The following is a 22,750-nucleotide window of genomic DNA, read 5'->3' on the forward strand; positions in this document are numbered from 1 at the left end:
GCGTGCCGGACGAGGCCGGCCGCTCCCGCATCCCACGTCCGTCCATCGACGTCAGTCTGCCTCGTCGCCGTCCGTCCCGGCAGCCCCCTCCTCGGCCTCCAGCGCCTCCACGGCCGCCTCGACCTCGCCGGTGCGCCGTCGGGCCGCGGTGAGCGCCCGTTCCGCCCCGCGGCGGGCCAGCTTCGCCCGGCTCAGCTCCTGCTCGGCGACCGCGCGCCGCCGCTCCAGCTCGGCCAACTCGGTCTCGATCTCGTCGAGTGTGCCGGCGCCGTCGCGCTCGGCCGCCGCCGCGTCCGCCAGCTCCGACTCGGCCCGCTGCTGGTCGGTACGCGCCTTCGTCAGCTCCCGCTCCAACGCCCGGCGCTGCCGCGCCCGCTCGGCCCGGGCCGCCTGTTCGGCGGCCCGCTCGGCCTGGGCGGCCCGATCCGCGGCCCGGTCCGCCGCGCGGCCGTCCGGGGCCCGCTGAGCCGGCGCCCGGTCCCGCCGTGCCGGCCGCTCCGCCGCCTCCTCCTCGTCCTCACCTCCGGTGACCAGACGCAGCTGCGGGCGGGGCACCTCGCCGAACCCGGCGTAGCTGGCCGCCCGGAGCAGTCGCCCGGCCCGGACCTGCTCGGCCACCTCGGTGTCGGACAGCGCCGCGTTGAGGGTCGCCTCGACCTCGGCCAGCGGCAGCTTCCCGGCCGACGGGGCGCCGGCCTCCCCGGCGGCCAGTTTGCGTGCCTCGGCGACCAGCGCGCCGACCACCGCACGCCGTTGCGCGGAGAGCTCCCGCAGCCGCGGGCCACGCAGCTCCCGCTGGGCCGACCGCATCGCCTCGGCGAGCTGTACCAGGTCGGCGACCAGCTCGGGCCGGCGGATGGCCAGCAGGTTCACCAGCCAGGCGGCCACGGTCGGGCGGCGCAGCCGGGCGATCTGCCGGGCGGTCGCGGGGTCGCCGGCCCGGCGGGCCTCGGCGACCGCCTCGTCCCGGGCGGCGACGAACCGGTCCGGTGGCGTGCTGTAGAGCTGCTGTACCAGCTCCGGGGAGGGGTCGGGCATAGCCTCAGGCGTCCAGCCGGGTGCCGGGCTCCAGCCGGTGGTAGTCGGTGTGCGACAACGCCGTGTACTGGCGGTCCAGGACGGCGTACCCGTTGGTGTTGAGCAGCGCGTCGTGCAGCGCGTACGCGCGCCGCGGCGCGACCGCCCGGATGAAGTCGACCACCTCGGAGAACTTCGACCAGGGGGCGTGGATGGGCGCGAAGAGCGTGTCGACCGGGACGTCCGGCACGACCAGCGAGTCCCCCGGGTGGTAGACCACGTCGTTGATCAGGTAGCCGAGGTTCTCCACCACTGGGATGTCCGGGTGGATCACCGCGTGCCGCCCGCCGTACGCGCGAATCGCCACCCCGGCCGCGGTGAACGACTCGCCCGCCTGCACCGGCTGCAACACCTCCGCCGCGTCGCCCAGGGCGGCGGCGAGCGACGCCGGCCCGTGCACCGTGAACGGCCGCCGGTCGAGCTGCCGGGTGACCGCCTCGGCGTTCAGGTGGTCCGGATGCTCGTGCGTGATCAGCACCGCGTCCGCCCCGTCCAGCGCCGCCGGGTCGCTGAACACTCCGGGGTCGATGACCAGCACTCCCCCGTCGTGGTCCACCCGGACGCAGGAGTGGGCGTACTTGGTGAGCTGCATCGTGACTCCTCGATTATCGAATCGTGACGTCCTCAGCGCAGTCTGCCGGAACCGGCGTGCTGGCGCGCCGCGTCCGAGGTATCGCCCACCCGGGGCGTGGAGATGGGAGCGGGGATGGACGGACGGCGAGGACGGCGCCGCGGCGTACCGCTGGCGGCGCTCGGACTGGTGGCGGTGCTGGCGGTCGGCGGATGCGGCGGAGTGGCCGGGCAGTCGGACAGTGGGACCTCGAACGAGGCGCCGGCCGCCGGGGCGGCGGACCGCGACGCGGCGGAGGGCGGCGCGCCAGGCGCGCCAGGCGCTGGCGCGCCCGGTGCCGGTGCGCCGGCCGAGGCCGGCTCGGCGTCGGCGGACCTGCGTGTGGACCAGCGGTCGATCATCTACACCGGAACGATGCTCGTGCGGGTGGACGATGTGGACGCGGCCGCGCGCCGCGCGGTCACCGTGGTCACCGGCGCGGGCGGCTTCGTCGGCGGCGACCAGCGCAGCAGCTCGGACGCGGACGCGCGCGCCGAGTTGCAGCTGCGGGTGCCGGCGGCGCGGTTCACCGGCGTGATCGAGGAGCTGGCGGGGCTGGGCCGGCAGGAACGCCGGGAGATCCAGACCGAGGACGTCACCGAGGAGACGATCGATCTGGACGCGCGGATCGCCACCCAGCGTGCCCGGGTGGAGAGCGGCCGGCGGCTGCTCGCGCGGGCCACCACGATCGGCGATCTGGTGTCGCTGGAGGGCGAGCTGGCCAAGCGGGAGGCCGACCTGGCGTCGCTGGAGGCGAAGAAGCGTCGGCTGGCCGACCTGACCGCGCTCTCCACCATCACGCTCACCCTGGTCGGGTCGGATGTGAGCACGGCGGACGAGGAGACCGAACTCGGCTTCCTGGTCGGGCTGCACGGCGGCTGGAAGGTCTTCCTGGTCTCGATGACCATCATGCTGACCGTCCTGGGCGCGGTGCTGCCCTGGCTGATCGTGTTCGGCGTACCGGTGACGGTGCTGATCGTGGCGCTGCGCCGGCGGCGGAACCGCCGGACCGCGCCGCCGGTCAGCGCGCCGCCGCCAGTGCCCGCAGCGCGGTCTGCACCATGACCCGCACCCCGGCCGGAATGGCGCGCTCGTCCACGTCGAACGAGGCCCGGTGCAGGTCGACGTTGGGCCCGGACCGGCCGACGCCGAGCCGGGCCAGCGCGCCGGGGACGTACTCGAGGTACCAGGAGAAGTCCTCGCCGCCCATGCTCTGCGGGGTCTCGGCGACGCCCTGCGGGCCGAGCGCGGCGGTCGTGGCCGCGGTGAGCACCTGGATGGCCCGCGAGTCGTTGCTGACCGGGGGCCGGCCGCGCAGGTACTCCAGGTCGACGGTGGCGCCGGTCGGGGCGATCACGTCGCGCACCACCTGAGCGACGATCTTCGGCGCCAGCTCCCAGGTGTCGCGGTCCATCACCCGCAGCGTGCCGGCCGCGCACGCCTCGGACGGGATGACGTTGTAGCGGGTGCCGGCCGAGGCGTGGCCGAAGACCAGCAGCAGCCCGCTGTTGGCCGGCACCCGCCGGCTCACCAGCGCGGGCACCTCGGTGACCAGTCGACCGAGCGCGTCGACCAGGTCGACGGTGAGGTGCGGACGGGCGGTGTGCCCGCCGGGGCCGGTCAGCCGGACGGTGACGTTGTCCGCGGCCGCGGTGATCGGCCCGACCCGCAGGCCGACCTGGCCGACCGGCAGGTTGGGGTCGCAGTGCAGCGCGAAGATCTGCACCACGTCGTCCAGGCCGCCGGCCTCGATGACTTCCAGCGAGCCGCAGGGCAGGATCTCCTCCGCCGGCTGGAAGATCAGCCGGACCCGGCCGTCCAGCTCGCCCAGGTCGGCGAGCTGGGCGAGCAGCATCGCGACGCCGAGCATGACGGTGGTGTGCACGTCGTGGCCGCAGGCGTGGCAGACGCCGTCCACCGTGGAGCGGTACGGCACGTCCTTGACGTCGGTGAGCGGCAGCGCGTCGATGTCGGCTCGCAGGGCGATCACCGGGCCGTCCGGGCGGCCGTTGATGTCGCAGAGCACGCCGTTGCCCTTGGGCAGCATCCGCGGGTTCAGCCCGGCCAGGGCGAGTTCGCGGGCGACCAGGGCGGCCGTCTCGAACTCGTTGCCGGACAGCTCCGGGTGCGCGTGGAGGTGGCGACGGGTGGCGATGAGCCCGGGTACGCGGAGGGCGAGCAGGTGGTCCAGCTCGAAGGGCAGGGGGTGGGACCCGGTAGGCGCCTCCGGCCAGGACGACGCCAGCTGGCTGCCGGTCGGCAGCGTCAACGCACTCGTCACGTCGAATTCTCGATCACTAGAGATGGATGGATCTTCGGGAACAGCAGACAGCCTAGACCTCCGCCGGTGACGCTGCGCAACGTCGTTACGGTAGTGATCGGACCGCGCAGCGTCACGAATGCCCTGCTGGGAGCGCTCTGGAATCAGCGGGACAGCAGGTAGATCGCGATCGAACGCCGTCATCTGCCGTCTCACCTCCTACAACGCGTAACCGATTCAGCGGTCACGAATCGAGCGCCCGCACGGGCTCCTCGTTACGAATTGTCGCATTAGTCGGTCTAATGAACTGGCACTCCGCCAATTAGCCGACCACTCTCCGCAACGAACCGGGTACAGACGCTCACACGCACACGTACGGGATGACCGCACATGGTGTCCGTCCCCGTTCACCCGGTCGGGGTACCCGCAAACCTCGCGGGCACACACCACGCCGGTCGGGGCCACGCCGCCCCGGGCGACCCGCGGCGGTACCGGGCGGCGCCGCCGGTACCGTCCCGCGAGTGATCCGGCACCGCGCCGGCCGGGGAACTGTTTCCGACTGTAGCGCTCGACGGACCGCCGATCGAGCAGCTGACCAGCCGAAATACGACGGTCGCCCGACACCGGGCGACCGTCGTGGGAAAGCTGCCGAGAGCGGGCCGATCAGAAGCGGTCGCTGGGCCGGTAGAGGCCCCACACCTCGCGCAGCGTCCCGCACACCTCGCCCACGGTGGCCCGGGCGCGCAGCGCCTCCCGCATCGGATAGAGGACATTCCCGGTGCCGGAGGCGGCGTCGCGCAGCTCGGCCAGGGCCCGCTCGACCGCGCCCGCGTCCCGGGTGCGCCGCAGCTCGACCAGGCGCTGCGCCTGCGCCGCCTCGATCGCCGGGTCGACCCGCAGCGGCTCGTACGGCTCTTCCTCGTCGATCCGGAACCGGTTCAGCCCGACCACCACCCGCTCGCCCGAGTCGATCTCCTGGGCGATCCCGTACGCGGACTGCTCGATCTCCCGCTTCTGGAAGCCGGCCTCGATCGCGTCCACCGCCGAACCGTGGTCGAAGACCCGGTCCATCAGCTCCGTCGCCGCCGCCTCCAGCTCGGCCGTCATCGCCTCGACCACGTACGAGCCGGCGAACGGGTCCACGGTGGCGGTCAGGTCCGTCTCGTACGCGAGCACCTGCTGGGTCCGCAGCGCGAGCCGGGCCGCCTTCTCGGTGGGCAGCGCGATCGCCTCGTCGAAGCTGTTGGTGTGCAGCGACTGGGTGCCGCCGAGCACCGCGGCGAGCCCCTGCACCGCGACCCGGACCAGGTTCACCTCGGGCTGCTGCGCGGTGAGCTGCACCCCCGCGGTCTGGGTGTGGAAGCGCAGCATCATCGACTTCGGGTTCTTGGCGCCGAAGTCGTCACGCATGAGCCGGGACCAGATCCGCCGGGCCGCCCGGAACTTGGCGACCTCCTCCAGCAGGGTCGTCCGGGCCACGAAGAAGAACGACAGCCGGGGGGCGAAGTCGTCCACCGCCAGCCCGGCGGCGAGCGCGGCACGGACGTACTCCACGCCGTTGGCCAGGGTGAACGCGATCTCCTGCGCGGGGGACGCCCCGGCCTCGGCCATGTGGTAACCGGAGATGGAGATGGTGTTCCACTTCGGCACCTCCGCACGGCAGTAGCCGAACGTGTCGGCGACCAGCCGCAGCGAGGGCTTCGGCGGGAAGATGTAGGTGCCCCGGGCGATGTACTCCTTGAGGATGTCGTTCTGGATGGTCCCGTTCAGGGCCGAGCCGGGGACGCCGTTCTCCTCGGCGACCAGCTGGTAGAGCAGGAGCAGCACCGAACCGGGCGCGTTGATGGTCATCGAGGTGGAGACCTTGTCGAGCGGGATGCCGTCGAACAGCAGCCGCATGTCCTCGATGGAGTCGATGGCCACCCCGACCTTGCCCACCTCGCCGTGCGCGATCGGGTCGTCGGAGTCGTACCCCATCTGCGTCGGCAGGTCGAAGGCGACCGATAGGCCCATCGTGCCGGCCCGCAACAGCTGGTGGTAGCGGGCGTTGGACTCGGTGGCGGTGCCGAAGCCGGCGTACTGGCGCATGGTCCACGGGCGGGACGTGTACATGGTGGGGTAGACCCCGCGGGTGTACGGGAACTCGCCCGGGCCGCCCAGCCGGGAGTCCAGGTCCGCCGGAAGATCGGCCGTCGTGTAGACGTCCTTGATCGGAAAACCGGACTCGCTTGACCGCCGTTCGCTCATCACCGGATGGTAGGACGCGGCGCGACCGGGACGGGTGAGGGATACCGCACACTCCGTCCGCGAAGGTCGACACCAGGTGAACGCCCGGGTACGGAAAGTCGACTTCGGTAAACGTCCGACGCGTCGGCTTTCGCATCCGGCGTCGGAACCAGCAAGATAGGGGGGTTGTGTCCCAGCCCCCTCGATATCCCCCGGTGGCTTTTCTGTGACTCAGATCCCGACCTGGAGCGGCGGACCCGTCAGTCCTCCCAACGGGCGTGCGGCACCCGGCACCACCATCGGTGGGCGCTACTCGCTGCGCTCCGCGGTGGGCAACGGCGGCATGGGTACGGTCTGGCGCGCGGCGGACACGCTGCTGCGACGAGACGTGGCGGTGAAGGAGGTCGTCCTCCCGCCGGGGCTGGCCCCCAGCGACCGCGACGCGATGTACGAGCGCACCCTCCGCGAGGCCCGCGCCGCCGCGGCGATCCAGCACCCGGCCGTGGTGCAGGTGTACGACGTGGTCACCGAGGCCGGCCGCCCGTGGATCGTGATGGAGCTGCTGGACGCCCGCAGCCTCGCCGACATGGTGATCGAGGACGGGCCGGTCGCGCCCCGCGCCGTGGCCAAGATCGGTATCGCCCTGCTCGGCGCGCTCGAGGTGGCGCACGCGATCGGCGTGCTGCACCGCGACGTCAAGCCGGCCAACGTGCTGATCTGCTCCGACGGGCGCTGCGTGCTGACCGACTTCGGGGTGGCCCGGATGCCCACCGACGTGCAGCTCACCACGCCCGGGATGGTGCTCGGCTCACCGCACTTCATCTCCCCCGAGCGGGCCATGGGTCAGGACTTCGGCCCGCCGAGCGACCTGTTCTCGCTCGGCGTGACGCTCTACACCGCGGTCGAGGGGCGCCCCCCGTTCGACAAGGGCGACCCGATCGAGACCATGCACGCGGTGGTGGAGGACCCGCCCGCCCCGCCGCAGCGCAGCGGCCCCCTGACCCGGGTCCTGATGGGCCTGCTGGAGAAGGACCCGGCCCGCCGGCTGGACGTGCACACCTCGCGAGCCATGCTCCGCGAGCTGCTGGCCGGGCCGCTGGGCAGCACCGCCACCGCCGTGCACTCGGTGACCGACCCCTACGCGGTGGTCCCGGTGCAGCGGCCGGTCGCTCCGCCGCCGCCGGCCCAGCCGGAGCCGAAGCCCGGCGGGCAGATCGGCGGGCGGGCGATGCTCGCACCCGGCGAGTCGCTGACCGACCGGCTGGCGGCGCTGCGCCGCGGCGAGCGGTCGCAGCCCGCCGGCGCCGACGCCCTAGACGAGACCAGCGCCGACGCGCTGGCCGGCCCCCTGCACACCCCCACCGGCGCGATGTCGGCTCCGGGCCGGACCTACGGCGGCGCCGACGCGACCCAGCGGGTGGACGCCGGCGCCCAGCGGGACGCGACCCAACGGGTCACCTGGGGTGTCCGCCCCGACGCCACCCAGGCGGTCCCCTACCCGGGCTCGCCCGGCGCCACCCAGCGCGTGGGCGGCACCTACGGCGGCGGCCAGTGGTCGGTGCCGGGCAACGGGCAGCCCTGGGCGGCGCCGGCGGGCGGCAACAGCCCCGCCGACCGGGCCCGCCGGGTCGGCGGAGAGCTGGTCCGCACCGTCAAGGGCTGGCCGCGAAAGGTGCAGCTCGCCGCAGCCGGCGGCCTCGCCGTGGTGCTGCTGATCGGCGCGGTCGTCCTGTTCGGCGGCGGTGACGAGCCGCCCGCGACCCCACAGGCCCAACCAACCGCCACCACGCCGGCCGGGCCCGGGATCGAGATGCAGGAGCACTCGGCCCGGGGCATCCAGGTGATGGTGCCGAAGGGCTGGGAGCGGGCGACCGGCGGTCTCTACTACGACTACGTCGACCCGGACGACTCGGGTCGCAAGGTGCGGATCCTCACCGAGAACTTCGGCGGCAGCAGCTCGATGCGCTGGGCCGAGATCGCCGAGGGTGGTCTGAAGAAGGCGAAGTCCTGCCCCAAGCCGTACGCCCAGGTCTCGATGACCGAACAGGAACTGGCCGGCAAGGCGGCCGCCGAGTTCGAATACACCTGCGGCGAGGGCGACACGATGCGACACGGCGTCTGGCGGGGCGTGGTCAGCGGCGGAAAGATCTACTCGTTCTATCTCAGCTCGACCGAGGCGAAGTTCGCCGAGAGCAAGCCGATCTTCGACGAGATGGTCCGGACGTTCAAGCTGACCGCCGCCGGCTGAGCCGGAGGGAACCGTCAGCGATGATCCGCCGGCGTGCTATCAAGAGGCATGCCGGCGGAAACCACTGACATCGACGACATTCGCGAGCAAGCCCGACGCTGGCTCGACGACGACCCGGACCCGGCCACCCGGGCGGAGCTGCAGGCGGTGCTCGACCGGCTGCCGGCGAGCGCCCCGGAGCTGGCCGACCGGTTCGCCGGCCCGCTGACCTTCGGCACCGCCGGGCTGCGCGGCCCGCTGCGCGCCGGCCCGAACGGGATGAACCTGGCGGTGGTCACGCAGGCGGCCGCCGGGCTGGTCGCCTGGCTCGCCGCCCAGGGCGGCACCGGCCCGCTGGTGATCGGGTACGACGCCCGGCACGGCTCCCTGGAGTTCGCCGAGCGGACCGCCCAGGTCGCGACCGGGGCCGGACGGCCGGCGATGCTGCTGCCCCGGCCCCTGCCGACGCCCGTGCTCGCGTACGCCGTCCGGCACCTCGGCGCGGTGGCCGGCGTGATGGTCACCGCCAGCCACAACCCGCCCCAGGACAACGGCTACAAGGTCTACCTCGGCGCGGGGCTGGGCGGTGACACCGGCGCCGGCGCGCAGATCGTTCCCCCGGCCGACGCCGGCATCGAGGCCGCGATCCGGGCGGTCGGCCCGCTGACCGCGGTGCCGCTCGGCCCGCCCGGCCTGGTGCTCGGCGACGACCTGGTCGCCTCGTACGTGGAGCGGGCCGCCGCCGTGATCGCGCCGGACGGATCGCGGGAGCTGGCCGTGGCGTACACGCCACTGCACGGGGTGGGCGCGGCGGTGCTCGCCGCCACCTTCGCCCGGGCCGGCTTTCCGGTGCCGGGAGTGGTGCCGGATCAGGCCGAGCCGGACCCCGCCTTCCCCACCGTCTCCTTCCCCAACCCGGAGGAGCCGGGCGCGATGGACCGGCTGATCGCGCTCGCCGACACCACCGCGGCGGACGTGGCCGTCGCCAACGACCCGGACGCGGACCGCTGCGCCGTCGCCGTCCGGACCGGCGCCGGCTGGCGGATGCTGCGCGGTGACGAGGTGGGGGTGCTCCTCGCCGACCACCTGATGCGCCGCGGGGTGACCGGCCTGTATGCCACCACCATCGTGTCGTCGTCGCTGCTCCGCGCGATGTGCGCCGCCCGGGGCCTGCCCTACGGCGAGACGCTGACCGGGTTCAAGTGGATCGTCCGGGCCGGCGACGGGTCCGTGCCGCTGGTGTTCGGGTACGAGGAGGCGCTCGGCTACTGCGTCGCGCCGGACCTGGTGCGGGACAAGGACGGCATCACCGCCGCCGTGACCGTGGCCGAGCTGGCCGCCGGCCTCAAGGCGCAGGGGCGCACCCTCACCGACCGGCTGGACGAGCTGGCCGCCGAGTTCGGGGTGCACCACACCGACCAGCTGTCGGCACGGGTGGACGACCTGCGGCTGATCGTCGACGCGATGGCCCGGATCCGGGCGGCCACCCCGACCGCCCTGCTCGGGCACCCGGTCACCGCGACCGAGGACCTGCTGCCCGACGCGGACGTGGTGATCCTTCGCAGCGAGACCGCCCGGGTGGTCATCCGCCCGTCCGGCACCGAGCCGAAGCTCAAGGCGTACCTCGAGGTGGTGGAGCCGGTCGCGGACGGCGACGTCGCCGCGGCGCGGCAGCGCGCCGAGGTCGCGATCGCGGCGCTCCGCGCCGAGATCGCCACCGCCCTCAACCTCTGACCCTTTCCCCCGCGATCTTGCACTTTGTGCCCCTGTTTTGCGGCTTCTACACCGTTTGCCGGGGCGGAAACTGCAAGATCGCGGGGGAAATGGGCGGGGTGGGGTTAGCGGCGGGGGCCCAGGGCGGCGTCCACGGCTTGGGCCAGGGCGGCGACGACCAGGCCGACCGACGGGCGGACGACCGAGTCGTCGAGGCTCACGTCGCCGGAGAAGCCGGCGCCGCTGGCGATCTCGGCCAGCCGTTGCCGGGCGTCCTCGGCGGCCGCACCGCTCACCCCGAGCGCGGACTCCATCCGCAGCACGGCGACCAGGGTCGCCAGCGCCGCGGTCCGCTCGTCGGGGGCCACGCCACTGGTGAGCGCGTCGGCCAGCCGGCGCCGGGTGTCCGCCTCCACCGAGGTGTCCACCACGGGGTAGCGGTGCACGTGGATGAAGCCCAGCTCGGTCTCGTCCACGTCCCGGACGACGCCCTGGCTGCACAGGTCGCCCAGGATCCGGTCGCGCAGGCCGTGCCGCAGCCGCTGCACCCAGGAGGACGGGGTGTGCGGGGTGTCGGCGGCGATCTTCGCGAGCACCGCGTCGGCGATGGGCTCACCGGTCGGCGCGGGGTCGACGGCCGCCAGGGTCCCCTCGGTGTACGCGATCCGGCCGGCCAGCGCCAGCTCGATCAGCACCGCGGCGGCCATCCCCAGGTCGAGGCTGATCCGCGGCATGGTCGCCTTGCCGGTTTCGTCGTCGTACGCGAGGAGCAGCAGCTCTTCGGCCAGCGCAACACCAGTCATGGCCCGGAACGGTAGCCGCTGCGCGCACCCCCGCGCACGGACTCGCCGACGCGCGGCGGCCGACCGGACCGATGGGGCCCGATTCACGGAAAGAGGGCCCATTCCGGGTGGAATGGGCCCTCTTTCCGTGAACGCGTGACCCGGCCGGGCTACGGCGCGATGTGGCGCGTGGCGAGCTGCCGGCGGGTGCTCAGAAGCGGGGCATGCCGCCGAACTGGCGGTCGCCGGCGTCACCGAGGCCGGGCACGATGAACATCTTGTCGTTGAGCCGGTCGTCGATCGAGGCGGTGACCAGGCGCATCGGCAGGCCCGAGCGCTCCAGCCGCTCGATCCCGACCGGCGCGGCGAGCACGCAGAGCACGGTCATGTCGGTGCAGCCGCGGTCGGCGAGCAGCCGGCAGCAGTGCTCCAGCGAGCCGCCGGTGGCGAGCATCGGGTCGAGCACCAGCACCGGCCGGCCGGTCAGGTCCCGGGGCAGCGACTCCATGTAGGCGCGCGGCTCGAAGGTCTTCTCGTCGCGGGCCAGACCGACGAAGCCCATCGAGGACTCCGGCAGCAGGCCGAGCGCGGCGTCGGCCATGCCCAGGCCGGCCCGCAGCACCGGCACCAGCAGCGGCGGGTTGGCCAGCCGGGTGCCCTCGGTGCCGGTGACCGGGGTCCGGATCGGGAAGCGCTCGACGGGGAAGGAACGCGCCGCCTCGTACACCAGCATGGTGGTCAGTTCGTGCAGCGCCGCCCGGAACGAGGAGGAGTCGGTGCGCTCGTCCCGCATGGCGGTCAGCCGGGACTGGGCCAGCGGGTGGTCAATGACGTGTACGTCCACGATCGCTCAACCTACCGAACCGACCGGCCCGCCCGTGCGCCGCAGCCGTTCCCGCGACGTCGCTCACCCGACCGGTGGCCGCGGTCACCCTGCCCCGGACGCCGTGACCAAGATCACGGCGCCGGTGGATGCGTAGACTTTCCGGCATGACGGCGACAACGACGTCGGCCCGGTCGGACCTCTCCGAGCTGGGACGATCCGAGACCGCTCTGCGGACCTTCCTGCACGGCCTGCCGGGCGTGGACCAGGTCGGCGCGGAGCAGCGGGCGGCACAGCTCGGCACCCGCAGCATCAAGACCACGGCCAAGGCACAGGCGATCGACCTGGCGATCCGGATGGTCGACCTGACCACGCTCGAGGGCGCGGACACCCCCGGCAAGGTCCGGGCGCTGGCCACCAAGGCCCTGCGCCCCGACCCGGCGGACCCGTCCTGCCCGCACGTGGGCGCCGTCTGCGTCTACCCGGCGATGGTCCCGTACGTCGCGGAGGTGCTGCGCGGAAGCGGCGTGCACCTGGCCAGCGTGGCGACCGCCTTCCCGTCCGGGCAGGCGCCGCTGGAGATCAAGCTCGCCGACACCCGGGCGGCCGTCGCGGCCGGGGCCGACGAGATCGACATGGTGATCAACCGGGGCGCCTTCCTGGCCGGCCGCTACAAGGAGGTCTACGACGAGATCGTGGCCACCAAGGAGGCCTGCGGGGACGCCCACCTCAAGGTGATCCTGGAGACCGGCGAGCTGGCCACGTACGACAACGTGCGGCGGGCCTCCTGGCTGGCCATGCTGGCCGGCGGCGACTTCATCAAGACCTCCACCGGAAAGGTGCCGGTCGCGGCCACCCCGCCGGTGACGCTGGTGATGCTGGAGGCCGTCCGGGACTTCCGTGTCGCGACCGGCCGTCAGGTGGGCGTGAAGCCGGCCGGCGGCATCAAGACCACCAAGGACGCGATCAAGTACCTGGTGATGGTCAACGAGACCGTCGGCGCCGACTGGCTGGACCCGGACTGGTTCCGCTTCGGCGCGTCCAGCCTCCTGAACGACCTGCTCATGCAGCGCACCAAGCTGACGACCGGCGTCTACGCCGGTCCCGACTACTTCACCCTGGACTGAGCGTGATGTTCGAATACGCCCCCGCCCCCGAGTCCCGCTCGGTGGTGGACATCAAGCCCGCGTACGGCCTGTTCATCGACGGAGCGTTTGTCGACCCGCTCGACGGCGGCAGCTTCAAGTCGATCAATCCCGCGTCCGAGGAGGTGCTGGCCGAGGTCGCCGAGGGTGGCGCGCAGGACGTGGACCGCGCGGTCAAGGCCGCCCGGGCCGCGTACGAGAAGGTGTGGGGCCCGATGCCGGGCCGGGACCGGGCCAAGTACCTGTTCCGGATCGCCCGGATCATCCAGGAGCGCTCCCGCGAGCTGGCCGTGCTGGAGTCGCTGGACAACGGCAAGCCGATCAAGGAGTCCCGGGACGTCGACATCCCCCTGGTCGCGGCGCACTTCTTCTACTACGCCGGCTGGGCGGACAAGCTGGAGCACGCCGGGTTCGGCGCCAGCCCCCGGCCGCTCGGCGTGGCCGCGCAGGTCATCCCGTGGAACTTCCCGCTGCTGATGCTGGCCTGGAAGATCGCCCCCGCGCTGGCGGCCGGCAACACGGTGGTGCTGAAGCCGGCCGAGACCACCCCGCTCACCGCGCTGCTCTTCGCCGAGATCTGCCAGCAGGCCGACCTGCCGGCCGGTGTGGTCAACATCGTCACCGGCGCCGGGGAGACCGGCCGCTCGCTGGTCGAGCACCCGGGCGTGGACAAGGTCGCCTTCACCGGGTCGACCGAGGTGGGCCGGGCCATCGCCCGCTCGGTCGCCGGCAGTCGCAAGAAGCTCACCCTGGAGCTGGGCGGCAAGGCCGCCAACATCGTCTTCGACGACGCGCCGATCGACCAGGCGGTCGAGGGCATCGTCAACGGCATCTTCTTCAACCAGGGGCACGTCTGCTGCGCCGGTTCGCGCCTGCTGATCCAGGAGTCGGTCGCCGACCGGGTGCTGGAGTCGCTGAAGCGGCGGATGGCGCAGCTGCGGGTCGGCGACCCGCTGGACAAGAACACCGACATCGGCGCGATCAACTCGGCCGCCCAGCTGGCGCGGATCCGCGAGCTCTCCGACGCCGGCGCCGCCGAGGGCGCCGAGCGCTGGTCGCCCCCGTGCGAGCTGCCCGACCGCGGCTTCTGGTTTGCGCCGACCATCTTCACCGGCGTCACCCAGGCGCACCGGATCGCCCGGGAGGAGATCTTCGGACCGGTGCTCTCGGTGCTCACCTTCCGCACCCCCGCCGAGGCGGTGGAGAAGGCGAACAACACGCCGTACGGGCTGTCGGCCGGGATCTGGACCGACAAGGGTTCCCGGATCCTGTGGATGGCCGACCGGCTGCGCGCCGGCGTGGTCTGGGCCAACACGTTCAACAAGTTCGACCCCACCTCGCCGTTCGGCGGCTACAAGGAGTCGGGCTACGGTCGCGAGGGCGGCCGGCACGGGCTGGAGGCGTACCTCAATGTCTGAGCGGGTCGCGGTACGCAAGACGTACAAGCTCTTCATCGGCGGGAAGTTCCCGCGCAGTGAGTCGGGACGGTCGTACATCGTGCAGTCCGGTGGGGAAGAAACCGCCAACGTGGCACTCGCTTCACGCAAGGACGCGCGCGACGCCGTCGTCGCCGCCCGCGCCGCAGTGAAGGGGTGGGCCGGGGCGACCGCGTACAACCGGGGTCAGATCCTCTACCGGGTCGCGGAGATGCTGGAGGGCCGCCGCGAGCAGTTCATCGCGCTCGGCGTCCCGGCAGACGAGGTCGACGCGGCGATCGACCGCTGGGTCTGGTACGCCGGCTGGTCGGACAAGCTCCCGCAGGTGTACGGCGGCGCCAACCCGGTCGCGGGCCCGTACTTCAACCTCTCGTCGCCGGAACCGACCGGTGTGGTGGCGGTGGTGGCTCCCGAGGCGCCGGCGCTGCTGGGCCTGGTCAGCGTGATCGCCCCGGCGATCGTCACCGGCAACACGGTGGTGGTGGCCGCCTCGCCGTCGCAGCCCCTGGCGGCGATCACCCTGACCGAGGTGCTGGCCACCTCCGACCTGCCGGGCGGGGTGGTCAACGTCCTCACCGGCCGGATCACCGAGACGGCGCCGACCCTGGCCAGCCACATGGACGTCAACGCCATCGACCTGACCGGGGTGACCGACGCCGACCTGGCGACGGACCTGGAGGTCAAGGCCGCGGAGAACCTCAAGCGGGTGCTCCGCCCCGCCCCGGCGGACCACGACTGGTTCGCCGACCCGGGTCTCGGCCGGATGACCACGCTCCTGGAGACGAAGACGGTCTGGCATCCCAAGGGGGTGTGAGTCGTCGTCCCGGCCTCCGGGTTTCCGGGGAGCCCCGCCCCTCCGTCGGTCAAGGTCCGCGCAACATCCCTGATGTAGTGGCCTCCCGGGGCGCGGAGGCCACTACATCCCTGAAGTTGCGCGGATCTTGGGGCTGGGGCGGGGCGCCGGTGGGCCGGCGGGCCTCGGGGGTGCCGGCGGGCGGGCGGGCCGGGCGTCGTGGCTGATCTACTACCGGGGGTAGGATTGAGCCGTGACTCGGCTTGGTGATCTCGAACGTGCGGTGATGGACGTGCTGTGGGACTCGGTCCCGGCCACGTCGGACGGCGTCACCGTGCGCGAGGTGGCCGACGCGCTCGCCGGCCGGGAGCTGGCCTACACCACGGTGATGACGGTGCTGGACCGGCTGGCCGGCAAGGGCATGGTGCAGCGCGAGCGGGAGGGGCGGGCCTGGCGCTACCGGGCCGCGGGGAGCCGCGAGGCGCACATCGCCCAGCTCATGCTCGACGCGCTCGACCTCGGCGGCAGCCGGGACGCCGCGCTGGTGCGCTTCGCCCGCTCGGTCACCGGCACCGAGGCCGACGTGCTCCGCGCCGCCCTCGCGTCCGAGGCGGCCGGCGGCGAGCCGGCCGACCGCGGCGGCGACTCGTTGACCGGCCGGATCGAGGCGCCGGCGACCGACCAGGTCGCGCGCCCGACCGCCGCCGACGAGGCAGCGGACCGGTAGGGCCGCGGCCATGGCGTACGCCCTGCACTTCGCCCTGACGATCCTGGCCTGCTGGCTCACCGCCAAGGTGCTTGCCCGGTCGACCTGGACGTGGCGCAGCCCACGCGTCGCCATCGTCTGCTGGCAGGCGGTCGGGCTCGCGCTCGGCCTCTCCGCGATGGGCCTGCCGATCGCGCTCGGGCTCAACGGTTACGGCCTGCCGACCGGCAGCGCGATCGTCGCCCTCTCCGCCGACCTGCTGGACGACGCGCTCCCCACCTGGCTGGGCGTGCTGCACCTGGCCGGGGTCGGCATTGGGTTCGGCATCGGCGCGGTGCTGCTGACCACGACCGTACGCAGCATCCACGGCGCGCTCCGTGCCCAGCGTCGCCACCGCGACCTGCTCGCGCTGGTGGCCCGGGACGACCCCGCCGCCCCCGGCGCGCTGGTGCTCGACCACCCGAGCGCGGCCGCGTACTGCCTGCCCGGGGTGAAGCCGCGCGTGGTGGTCAGCGCGGGCACGCTGAGCCTGCTGGACCGGGCCGAGCTGGCCGCGGTGCTCACCCACGAGCGGGCGCACGCGCAGGAGCGGCACGACCTGGTGCTGCTGCCCTTCACCGCGCTGTGCCGGGCGCTGCCCTGGGTCCGCTGGGTCCGGCGGGCGCACGAGCGCGTCGCTCTCCTGGTCGAGATGCGCGCCGACGACAAGGCTCGCGAGTTGCACGCCGAGGCCCCGCTGGCGGGTGCGCTGCGCCGCTTCGCCGCCGCCGGCAACCGGATCACGCCGGCGGGCGCCCTCGGCATCGGCGACCGCGACCTGGACGTCCGGGTGCAGCGGCTGATGGTCGCCGACCGGCCGCCGCGGCTGATCGGCGCCACCGCGTTGGCCGTCGCGTCCATGCTGGTCACGCTCCCGGTCTCGCTCTTCCTGAGCTGACCTGACGCGCACCGCCCGCGCCGGCGCAGCACCCCCACAACTACTACGTTTCGTCGTAACATTTACTACGACGCGGCGTAGTAGCTATGCGTAGATAACCTACGTGTAGGCTTGCTACGAAAAGCGAGCCAACCGTTGGAGAGCCGGCCATGGACACCCTGCTCCTCGCCCGACTTCAGTTCGCCACCACCACCTCGATCCACTTCCTCTTCGTGGTCGTCACGCTCGGCCTGGTCACCCTGCTGGTCGGGCTCCAGACCGCGTGGGTGCTCACCGGCAACCCGAAGTACGAGCGGCTGACCCGGTTCTGGGGCCAGCTCTACGTGATCAACTACGTGCTCGGCATCGCCACCGGCATCGTGATGGAGTTCCAGTTCGGGCTGAACTGGAGCGGCCTGTCCCGCTACGTCGGCAACGTCTTCGGGGCGCCCCTCGCGATCGAGACGCTGGTGGCCTTCTTCCTGGAGTCCACCTTCCTCGGCATGTGGATCTTCGGTTGGCACCGACTGCGGCGCGGTGTGCACCTCGCGCTGCTCTGGGGTGTGGCCCTCACCGCGTACGCGTCGGCCTTCTGGATCATGGTGGCCAACTCCTGGCTGCAGAACCCGGTCGGCTACGAGGTACGCGACGGCGTCGCCCACCTCACCGACTTCCCGGCGCTGCTCACCAACCCCAGCCTCGGCATGGCCTTCGGCCACGTGGTCTCGGCGGCGCTGCTGGTCGGCGGCATGCTGATGGCCGCGGTCAGCGCCGGTCACCTGATCCGGCGCACCCCCGACCACGCGCTGCACCGCACCTCGCTGCGGATCGGCGTGGTCACGGCCACACTGGCGATCACCCTGGTGCAGGGCTTCGGCTACGCCCAGTTCGGCCCGGTCGGCGCCGTGCAGCCCACCAAGTTCGGCAACGGTGACGACGCCCAGGCGGTGATCGCCGAGTGGACCACCCGGTTCGGTCCCGGCGACTACACGCCGCCGGTGCTCGCCAACGTCGGGCTCGGCTTCATGATCCTGATCGGCACCGGCCTGGGCCTGCTCTGGCTGCTGCTTCCGCTGCTCTGGCGAGACTGGATGATCCGGCTGCGGTTCCCGCTCTGGCTGCTCCTGCTGGCCCTGCCGCTGCCGTTCGTCGCGGTCATCCTCGGCTGGATCTCCCGGGAGGTCGGGCGGCAGCCCTGGGTCGCGTACGGCCTGCTCCCGGTCGACCAGGCGGTCTCCCCCGTCGGCGCGCCGGTGATGCTCGCCTCACTGATCGGCTTCAGTCTGCTGCTCGGCACCCTCGCCGTCACCAACTGGGTGCTGCTCGCCCGGCACGCCGCCCGGGGCGCGCAGGACCCGGCCCTCGGCCGGCCGCCGGGCCGGGCCGCCGACCCCCACCCCGCCGCACCCGCCTTCGCCTGAGGAGCCGAGACGTGGAACTCGCCTGGTACGCCCTGCTCGGCCTCTTCTTCGCCACCTACCTGGTGCTCGGCGGCTACGACTACGGCGTCGGCCTGCTGCTGGCCCGCAACTCCGAGCCCGGCCGCCGCCGCGCGACACTCAACGCCGTCGGCCCCTTCTTCCTCGGCAACGAGGTCTGGCTGGTGGCGGCCGTCGGCATCCTGTTCGGCGCCTTTCCACTCCTGGAGGGCGAACTGCTCTCCGGGTTCTACCCGGCCGTGCTCGGCGCGCTCGCCGGAGTGGTCCTGGTGACCGCCGGGGTGCAGCTACGCAGCCGCCCCGGCGCCGAGCGGGTCCGGGCCCGGTGGGACCGGGTGGTGGTCGTCGGCAGCGCGCTCGCCGCACTCGGCTGGGGCGCCCTGCTCGGCGGGCTGCTCCAGGGCCTGCCGCTGCACGCCGACGGGCACGTCACCGGGCTGACCCACCTGTTCACCCCGTTCGTGGCCGCCTCCGGACTGGCCATGCTGGCCCTGGTGGCGGTGCACGGGGCGACCTTCCTCACCCTCCGGCTGCCGGCCGCCGACGCCGCCGCGGTCGGCCGGGTGGCCCGTCGGCTGCTCCCGGTGGCGCTCGCCGCCGTCGCCGTGGTCACCGTCGCGGGCCTGCTCTCCGATCGGGTACGCGCCGCCGCGCACCGGCCGGTGGCCGGCGTACTGCTGCCGGTGGCGCTGGTGGTGGCGCTGCTGGCGGCCCGCGCGGCGCTCGCCCGGCGGCGGCCGGGTTTGGCCTTCGCCGCCACCGGCGTGGCCCTGGCCCTTCCGGTGGCGCTGGTCGGCGCGACCCTCTGGCCCTACGTGCTGGTCTCCACCGTCGACGCCGGCGCGTCCCTCACCGTGGCCGACGCCGCGGCCAGCGAGCCCACTCTGCGCCTGCTGGGCTGGCTCGCGCTGCCGCTCCTTCCGGCCCTACTAGGCTTTCAGCTGATGTGCTGGTGGGTGTTCCGGGGACGGACCGACGGCAGGGCACCGGTGTACTGGTGAACCGACGCCCGTTCGACCCGCGTCTGCTGCGTCGGGTCCCCGCGGCCCGCCGCGACCTCGCCGTGCTCGCGATCCTCGGGGTGGTCGCCGCGGCGCTGGTCGTCGCGCAGGCCACCGCGCTCGCCACGCTGCTCGCCATCGCGATCGACGGTCGGCTGGACCGGCCCGCCCTGGCCGGCTTCGTGGCCACGGTGGGCGCCCGGGCCCTGCTCGTCTGGGCGCAGGGCACGGTGTCCGCCCGGATCGCCGCGACCGTCAAGGCCGCGCTGCGCGCTGACCTGCTCGCCGCGGTCGGCCGGCACGGGCCGGGCTGGGTCGCCGGTCAGCGGGCCGGTCAGCTTGCCACGCTGGCCGGGCGCGGATTGGACGCGCTGGACGCCTACTTCACCGGCTACCTGCCGCAGCTGGTGCTCAGCGTCACCGTCCCGCTGGCCGTGCTGGCCCGCATCGGCCTCGCCGACTGGAGCTCGGCGGTGATCATCGCGCTGACCCTGCCGCTGATCCCGATCTTCGGAGCGCTGCTCGGCTGGCAGGCGCAGGCCGCGACCGAGCGTCAGTGGCGACGGCTGTCCCTGCTCGGCGGCCACTTCGTGGACATGGTCGCCGGGCTGCCCACACTGCGGGCCTTCGGCCGCGCCCGGGCGCAGGTCGAGGTGGTCCGCCGGATGGCCGACGGGCACCGGGTCGCCACCATGCGGACGCTGCGCATCGCGTTCCTCTCCGCCCTGGTGCTGGAGCTGGTCGCCACCCTCTCGGTGGCGCTGGTGGCGGTGCCGGTCGGCATCCGGCTGCTCGGCGGCGGCCTCACCCTCTCCACGGCGCTGCTGGTGCTCCTGCTCACCCCGGAGGCGTACCTGCCGCTGCGGGCGGCCGGAAGCCGGTTCCACGCCAGCATGGAGGGCCTCACCGCGCTCAACGACGCGTTCGAGGTGGAGGCCGGTGCGCCCACCCGCCCGGCTGAACGAGAGGCCGGCCCGGTGCCCGACGGGCGGGGCGAGATCCGGTTCGAGTCGGTGACCGTGGCGTACGACCGCACGACGGCCCTGCGCGACGTGACGCTGACCGTCCGGCCGGGCGAGCGGATCGCGATCATCGGGCCGAGCGGCGCCGGCAAGAGCACCCTGCTCGGTCTGCTCCTCGGCTTCGTGACCCCGACCGGCGGCCGGGTGACCGTGGACGGCGTCGACCTGGCCGACGCCGACCTGGACGCGTGGCGCCGGCAGCTCGCCTGGGTGCCGCAGCGCGCGCACCTCTTCGCCGCCTCACTGGCCGACAACATCCGGCTCGGCGCCCCGGACACCCCGGACGTCGCGCTCGCCGCCGCGACGCGTGACGCCGCCCTGGATGAGGTGGTCGCCGGGCTGCCCGACGGGCTGGCCACCGTCCTCGGCGAACGCGGGCACGGTCTGTCCAGCGGGCAGCGGCAGCGGGTCGCGCTGGCCCGGGCGTTCCTCCGGGACGCCCCGGTGGTGCTGCTGGACGAGCCGACCGCCCGGCTGGACAGCGCGTCCGAGGCGATGGTGCTGGCCTCGACCCGGCGTCTGGTGGCCGGTCGGACCGCGCTGCTCGTCGCGCACCGGCCGGCGCTCCTGGAGGACGCCGACCGGATCCTGCGGATCGAGGACGGCCGGGTCACCGAACTGACCCCGGCGCCGACCGGGAAGGCGGCCCGATGAGCGCCACGCCACGCGTCACCGCGGCCGAGCGCGCCGTGCTGCGGCTGGCCCGGCCGTACCTCGGCCGGCTGGCCGGCGCCGGGTTGCTCGCCGCCGCCACCGAGTTCGCCGGGCTGGCCCTCATGGCGACCGCGACCTGGCTGCTGATGAGCGCCGCCGGGCAGCCGCCGCTGGACCGGCTCACCGTGGCCATCGTCGCCGTCCGGGCGCTGGCGATCGGCCGCGGCGTGTTCCGCTACAGCGAACGGCTGGCCGGGCACGACGCCGTCCTTCGGATGATCACCGACGTGCGGGCCCGGGTCTTCGCCACCCTCGCCGCCCGGCGGGCCGCGCCGCCTCGTTCCGGGGACGCGTTGAGCCGCCTGGTCTCCGACGTCGAGGCGGTCCAGGACCTGCTGCTGCGGGTGCTCGTGCCGGCATCGGCGGCGCTGCTCGTCAGCGTGGTCGCGGTGGGGGGCGCCGCCCTGATCTCGCCGCCGGCCGCCGGCGCGCTCGCCGTCGGGCTGCTGGTCGCCGGGCTGGCGCTGCCGGCGCTGGCCACGGCGCTGACCCGGCGCAGCGCCGCCGAGCTGGCGCCCCTGCGCGGAGCGCTGGCCGCCGACGCGATCGACCTGACCCACGGCGCCGCCGACCTCGCCGCGTTCGGGGCGACCGGGTCGGCGCTGCGCGCCACGACCGGGCGCGCCCAGCGACTGGCCCGCCTGGAACGGCGGCTCGCCGCCGCGGGCTTCGCGGTCGACGCGGCCGGCACCCTCGTCGCCGGCCTCACGGCCGGCGCGGTGGTGCTGGTCGCGCTGGCGGCGGACGTGCGCGGGGTGCTGGTCGGCGTGCTGGCGGTCGGCACCCTGGCCGCGGTCGAGATCGCGCTGGCGGTGGTCGGCGCGGCCCGGCAGTGGACCCAGCTCCGGGCCGGCCTCGACCGGGTGGCCGCCCTGCTCGGGGACGCGGCCGCGGCGCCCTCCCGACCGACGACGCCGGAGGCCGGTCAGCCGGCGCCCGGTGCCGGGCCGGCCGAGCCCGCGGGCGGGCCACCCGCGCAGGAGCCGGAGCCGGCGGCACTCACGGCGCTGGCCGGGGCCAAGCGGGCGGAGCCCGGGGTCACGCCGGCGGGACTGCGGGACGTGCGCTTCGACGAGGTGACCGTCCGGTACCGGGCGGGTGCCGCGCCGGCCCTCGACCGGGTCAGCCTCGACCTGCCGGCGGGCCGGCGGGTCGCGGTGGTCGGCCCGAGCGGCGCGGGCAAGAGCACGCTGGCCGGCGTCCTGACCGGCGCGGTGCGCCCGTCGACCGGGCGGGTCACGGTGGACGGGCGGGACCTCACGACGTACGCCGAGGACGAACTGCCCCGGGCGGTCGGCGGGCTGCTCGCCGAGGCGTACGTCTTCCACGCCACGGTCCGGGAGAACCTGCTGCTCGGCCGCCCCACCGCCGGCGAGGGCGAGCTGACCGCCGCGACCGCCACGGCCGGGCTGCTGGACTGGGTACGCGCCCAGCCCGCCGGGTGGGACACCGTGGTCGGTGAGGAGGGCGGGCAGCTCTCCGGCGGGCAGCGGCAGCGGCTGGCGCTGGCCCGGGCGCTGCTGGCCGCGCCGCCCGTTCTGGTGCTCGACGAACCCACCGAGGGGCTGGACCCGGCCGCCGCCGACGCCGTGCTGGCCTCGGTGCTGGCCGCGACGCCGGCCGGTCACTCCGTTCTGCTGATCAGCCACCGGCTGAGCGGGCTCGCCGGGCTCGACGAGATCGTCGTCCTCGACGCGGGGCGGGTGACGCAACGGGGCCGGCACGACGAGCTGGTCGCCGTCCCCGGCTGGTACCGGGACCAGTGGCTGCTCCAGGAGGCGGCCGAACGCGGGTACCTGGCCCTCGCCCCCTGACCGGTCTCCGGGGCGGCCCAGGGTTCTCCCGGACGACGCGCGGCCC

Annotated in this window: 18 protein-coding genes; 12 read left to right on the top strand and 6 right to left on the bottom strand. The window is 74.0% G+C overall.

Annotation, left to right across the window (positions count from 1 at the left end):
• Positions 1-51: 51 nt before the first annotated feature.
• Together O7603_RS17550 and O7603_RS17555 are read right to left on the bottom strand one after the other, a co-directional pair.
• Entirely contained in the window at positions 52-1,038 is a 987-nt protein-coding gene (locus tag O7603_RS17550) for a hypothetical protein (protein WP_281570889.1), read from the bottom strand.
• A gap of 4 nt (positions 1,039-1,042) precedes the next feature.
• A complete protein-coding gene (locus O7603_RS17555; RefSeq protein ID WP_281570890.1) occupies positions 1,043-1,669 on the bottom strand; it encodes an MBL fold metallo-hydrolase in 627 nt (208 codons plus the stop codon).
• 114 nt (positions 1,670-1,783) lie between these two features.
• Here O7603_RS17555 and O7603_RS17560 point away from each other — a divergent pair, with 114 nt between their 5' ends.
• The gene (locus O7603_RS17560) at positions 1,784-2,752 is read left to right on the top strand and encodes a DUF4349 domain-containing protein (protein ID WP_281570891.1); all 969 of its coding nucleotides are present in this window, start codon (positions 1,784-1,786) and stop codon (positions 2,750-2,752) included.
• Here O7603_RS17560 and O7603_RS17565 read toward each other — a convergent pair.
• Both O7603_RS17565 and O7603_RS17570 read right to left on the bottom strand, forming a co-directional pair.
• A complete protein-coding gene (locus tag O7603_RS17565) occupies positions 2,709-3,968 on the bottom strand; it encodes an amidohydrolase (protein ID WP_281570892.1) in 1,260 nt (419 codons plus the stop codon). The two genes, O7603_RS17560 and O7603_RS17565, sit on opposite strands and share 44 nt — an antisense overlap.
• Positions 3,969-4,610: 642 nt before the next feature.
• A complete protein-coding gene (locus tag O7603_RS17570) occupies positions 4,611-6,194 on the bottom strand; it encodes a methylmalonyl-CoA mutase family protein (RefSeq protein WP_281570893.1) in 1,584 nt (527 codons plus the stop codon).
• Positions 6,195-6,399: 205 nt separating this feature from the next.
• On the opposite strand from O7603_RS17570, the gene O7603_RS17575 reads away from it, so the two are divergent.
• Together O7603_RS17575 and O7603_RS17580 are read left to right on the top strand one after the other, a co-directional pair.
• Positions 6,400-8,421 carry a serine/threonine-protein kinase gene (locus tag O7603_RS17575; RefSeq protein ID WP_281570894.1) on the top strand — a complete coding sequence of 674 codons (2,022 nt, stop codon included), beginning with the start codon at positions 6,400-6,402 and terminating at the stop codon, positions 8,419-8,421.
• A 48-nt stretch (positions 8,422-8,469) separates the two neighbouring features.
• Positions 8,470-10,134: a phospho-sugar mutase gene (locus tag O7603_RS17580; RefSeq protein WP_281570895.1), complete on the top strand. Its 1,665-nt coding sequence runs from the start codon at positions 8,470-8,472 to the stop codon at positions 10,132-10,134.
• Positions 10,135-10,238: 104 nt separating this feature from the next.
• Here the strand turns inward: O7603_RS17580 and O7603_RS17585 are convergent, their stop codons facing one another.
• Positions 10,239-10,916, bottom strand: coding sequence for a GPP34 family phosphoprotein (locus O7603_RS17585; protein WP_281570896.1), 678 nt, complete (start codon positions 10,914-10,916; stop codon positions 10,239-10,241).
• A gap of 190 nt (positions 10,917-11,106) precedes the next feature.
• Complete coding sequence (gene upp, locus O7603_RS17590; RefSeq protein ID WP_281570897.1) at positions 11,107-11,739, bottom strand: uracil phosphoribosyltransferase; 633 nt, start codon at positions 11,737-11,739, stop codon at positions 11,107-11,109.
• A 146-nt stretch (positions 11,740-11,885) separates the two neighbouring features.
• Here upp and deoC point away from each other — a divergent pair, with 146 nt between their 5' ends.
• The 9 genes from deoC to cydC all read left to right on the top strand — a co-directional run bounded on the left by deoC (position 11,886) and on the right by cydC (position 22,704).
• On the top strand, positions 11,886-12,845 hold the full coding sequence (gene deoC, locus O7603_RS17595) for a deoxyribose-phosphate aldolase (protein ID WP_281570898.1): 960 nt from the start codon (positions 11,886-11,888) through the stop codon (positions 12,843-12,845).
• A gap of 5 nt (positions 12,846-12,850) precedes the next feature.
• The gene (locus tag O7603_RS17600) at positions 12,851-14,281 is read left to right on the top strand and encodes an aldehyde dehydrogenase family protein (RefSeq protein ID WP_281570899.1); all 1,431 of its coding nucleotides are present in this window, start codon (positions 12,851-12,853) and stop codon (positions 14,279-14,281) included.
• Entirely contained in the window at positions 14,274-15,113 is an 840-nt protein-coding gene (locus tag O7603_RS17605) for an aldehyde dehydrogenase family protein (RefSeq protein WP_281570900.1), read from the top strand. Before O7603_RS17600 ends, O7603_RS17605 begins: the two co-directional genes overlap by 8 nt.
• Positions 15,114-15,345: 232 nt before the next feature.
• Positions 15,346-15,819, top strand: a complete 474-nt coding sequence (locus O7603_RS17610; RefSeq protein WP_281570901.1) for a BlaI/MecI/CopY family transcriptional regulator — start codon at positions 15,346-15,348, stop codon at positions 15,817-15,819.
• Positions 15,820-15,829: 10 nt separating this feature from the next.
• Positions 15,830-16,735, top strand: a complete 906-nt coding sequence (locus O7603_RS17615; RefSeq protein ID WP_281570902.1) for a M56 family metallopeptidase — start codon at positions 15,830-15,832, stop codon at positions 16,733-16,735.
• Between the two features lie 149 nt (positions 16,736-16,884).
• Entirely contained in the window at positions 16,885-18,135 is a 1,251-nt protein-coding gene (locus tag O7603_RS17620) for a cytochrome ubiquinol oxidase subunit I (RefSeq protein WP_281570903.1), read from the top strand.
• Between the two features lie 11 nt (positions 18,136-18,146).
• Positions 18,147-19,154 carry a cytochrome d ubiquinol oxidase subunit II gene (locus O7603_RS17625; RefSeq protein WP_281570904.1) on the top strand — a complete coding sequence of 336 codons (1,008 nt, stop codon included), beginning with the start codon at positions 18,147-18,149 and terminating at the stop codon, positions 19,152-19,154.
• A complete protein-coding gene (gene cydD, locus O7603_RS17630) occupies positions 19,151-20,830 on the top strand; it encodes a thiol reductant ABC exporter subunit CydD (protein ID WP_281570905.1) in 1,680 nt (559 codons plus the stop codon). Before O7603_RS17625 ends, cydD begins: the two co-directional genes overlap by 4 nt.
• On the top strand, positions 20,827-22,704 hold the full coding sequence (gene cydC / locus O7603_RS17635; RefSeq protein ID WP_281570906.1) for a thiol reductant ABC exporter subunit CydC: 1,878 nt from the start codon (positions 20,827-20,829) through the stop codon (positions 22,702-22,704). Before cydD ends, cydC begins: the two co-directional genes overlap by 4 nt.
• Positions 22,705-22,750 lie beyond the last annotated feature (46 nt).

The organism is Micromonospora sp. WMMD812, from assembly GCF_027497215.1.
Lineage (GTDB): Bacteria > Actinomycetota > Actinomycetes > Mycobacteriales > Micromonosporaceae > Micromonospora.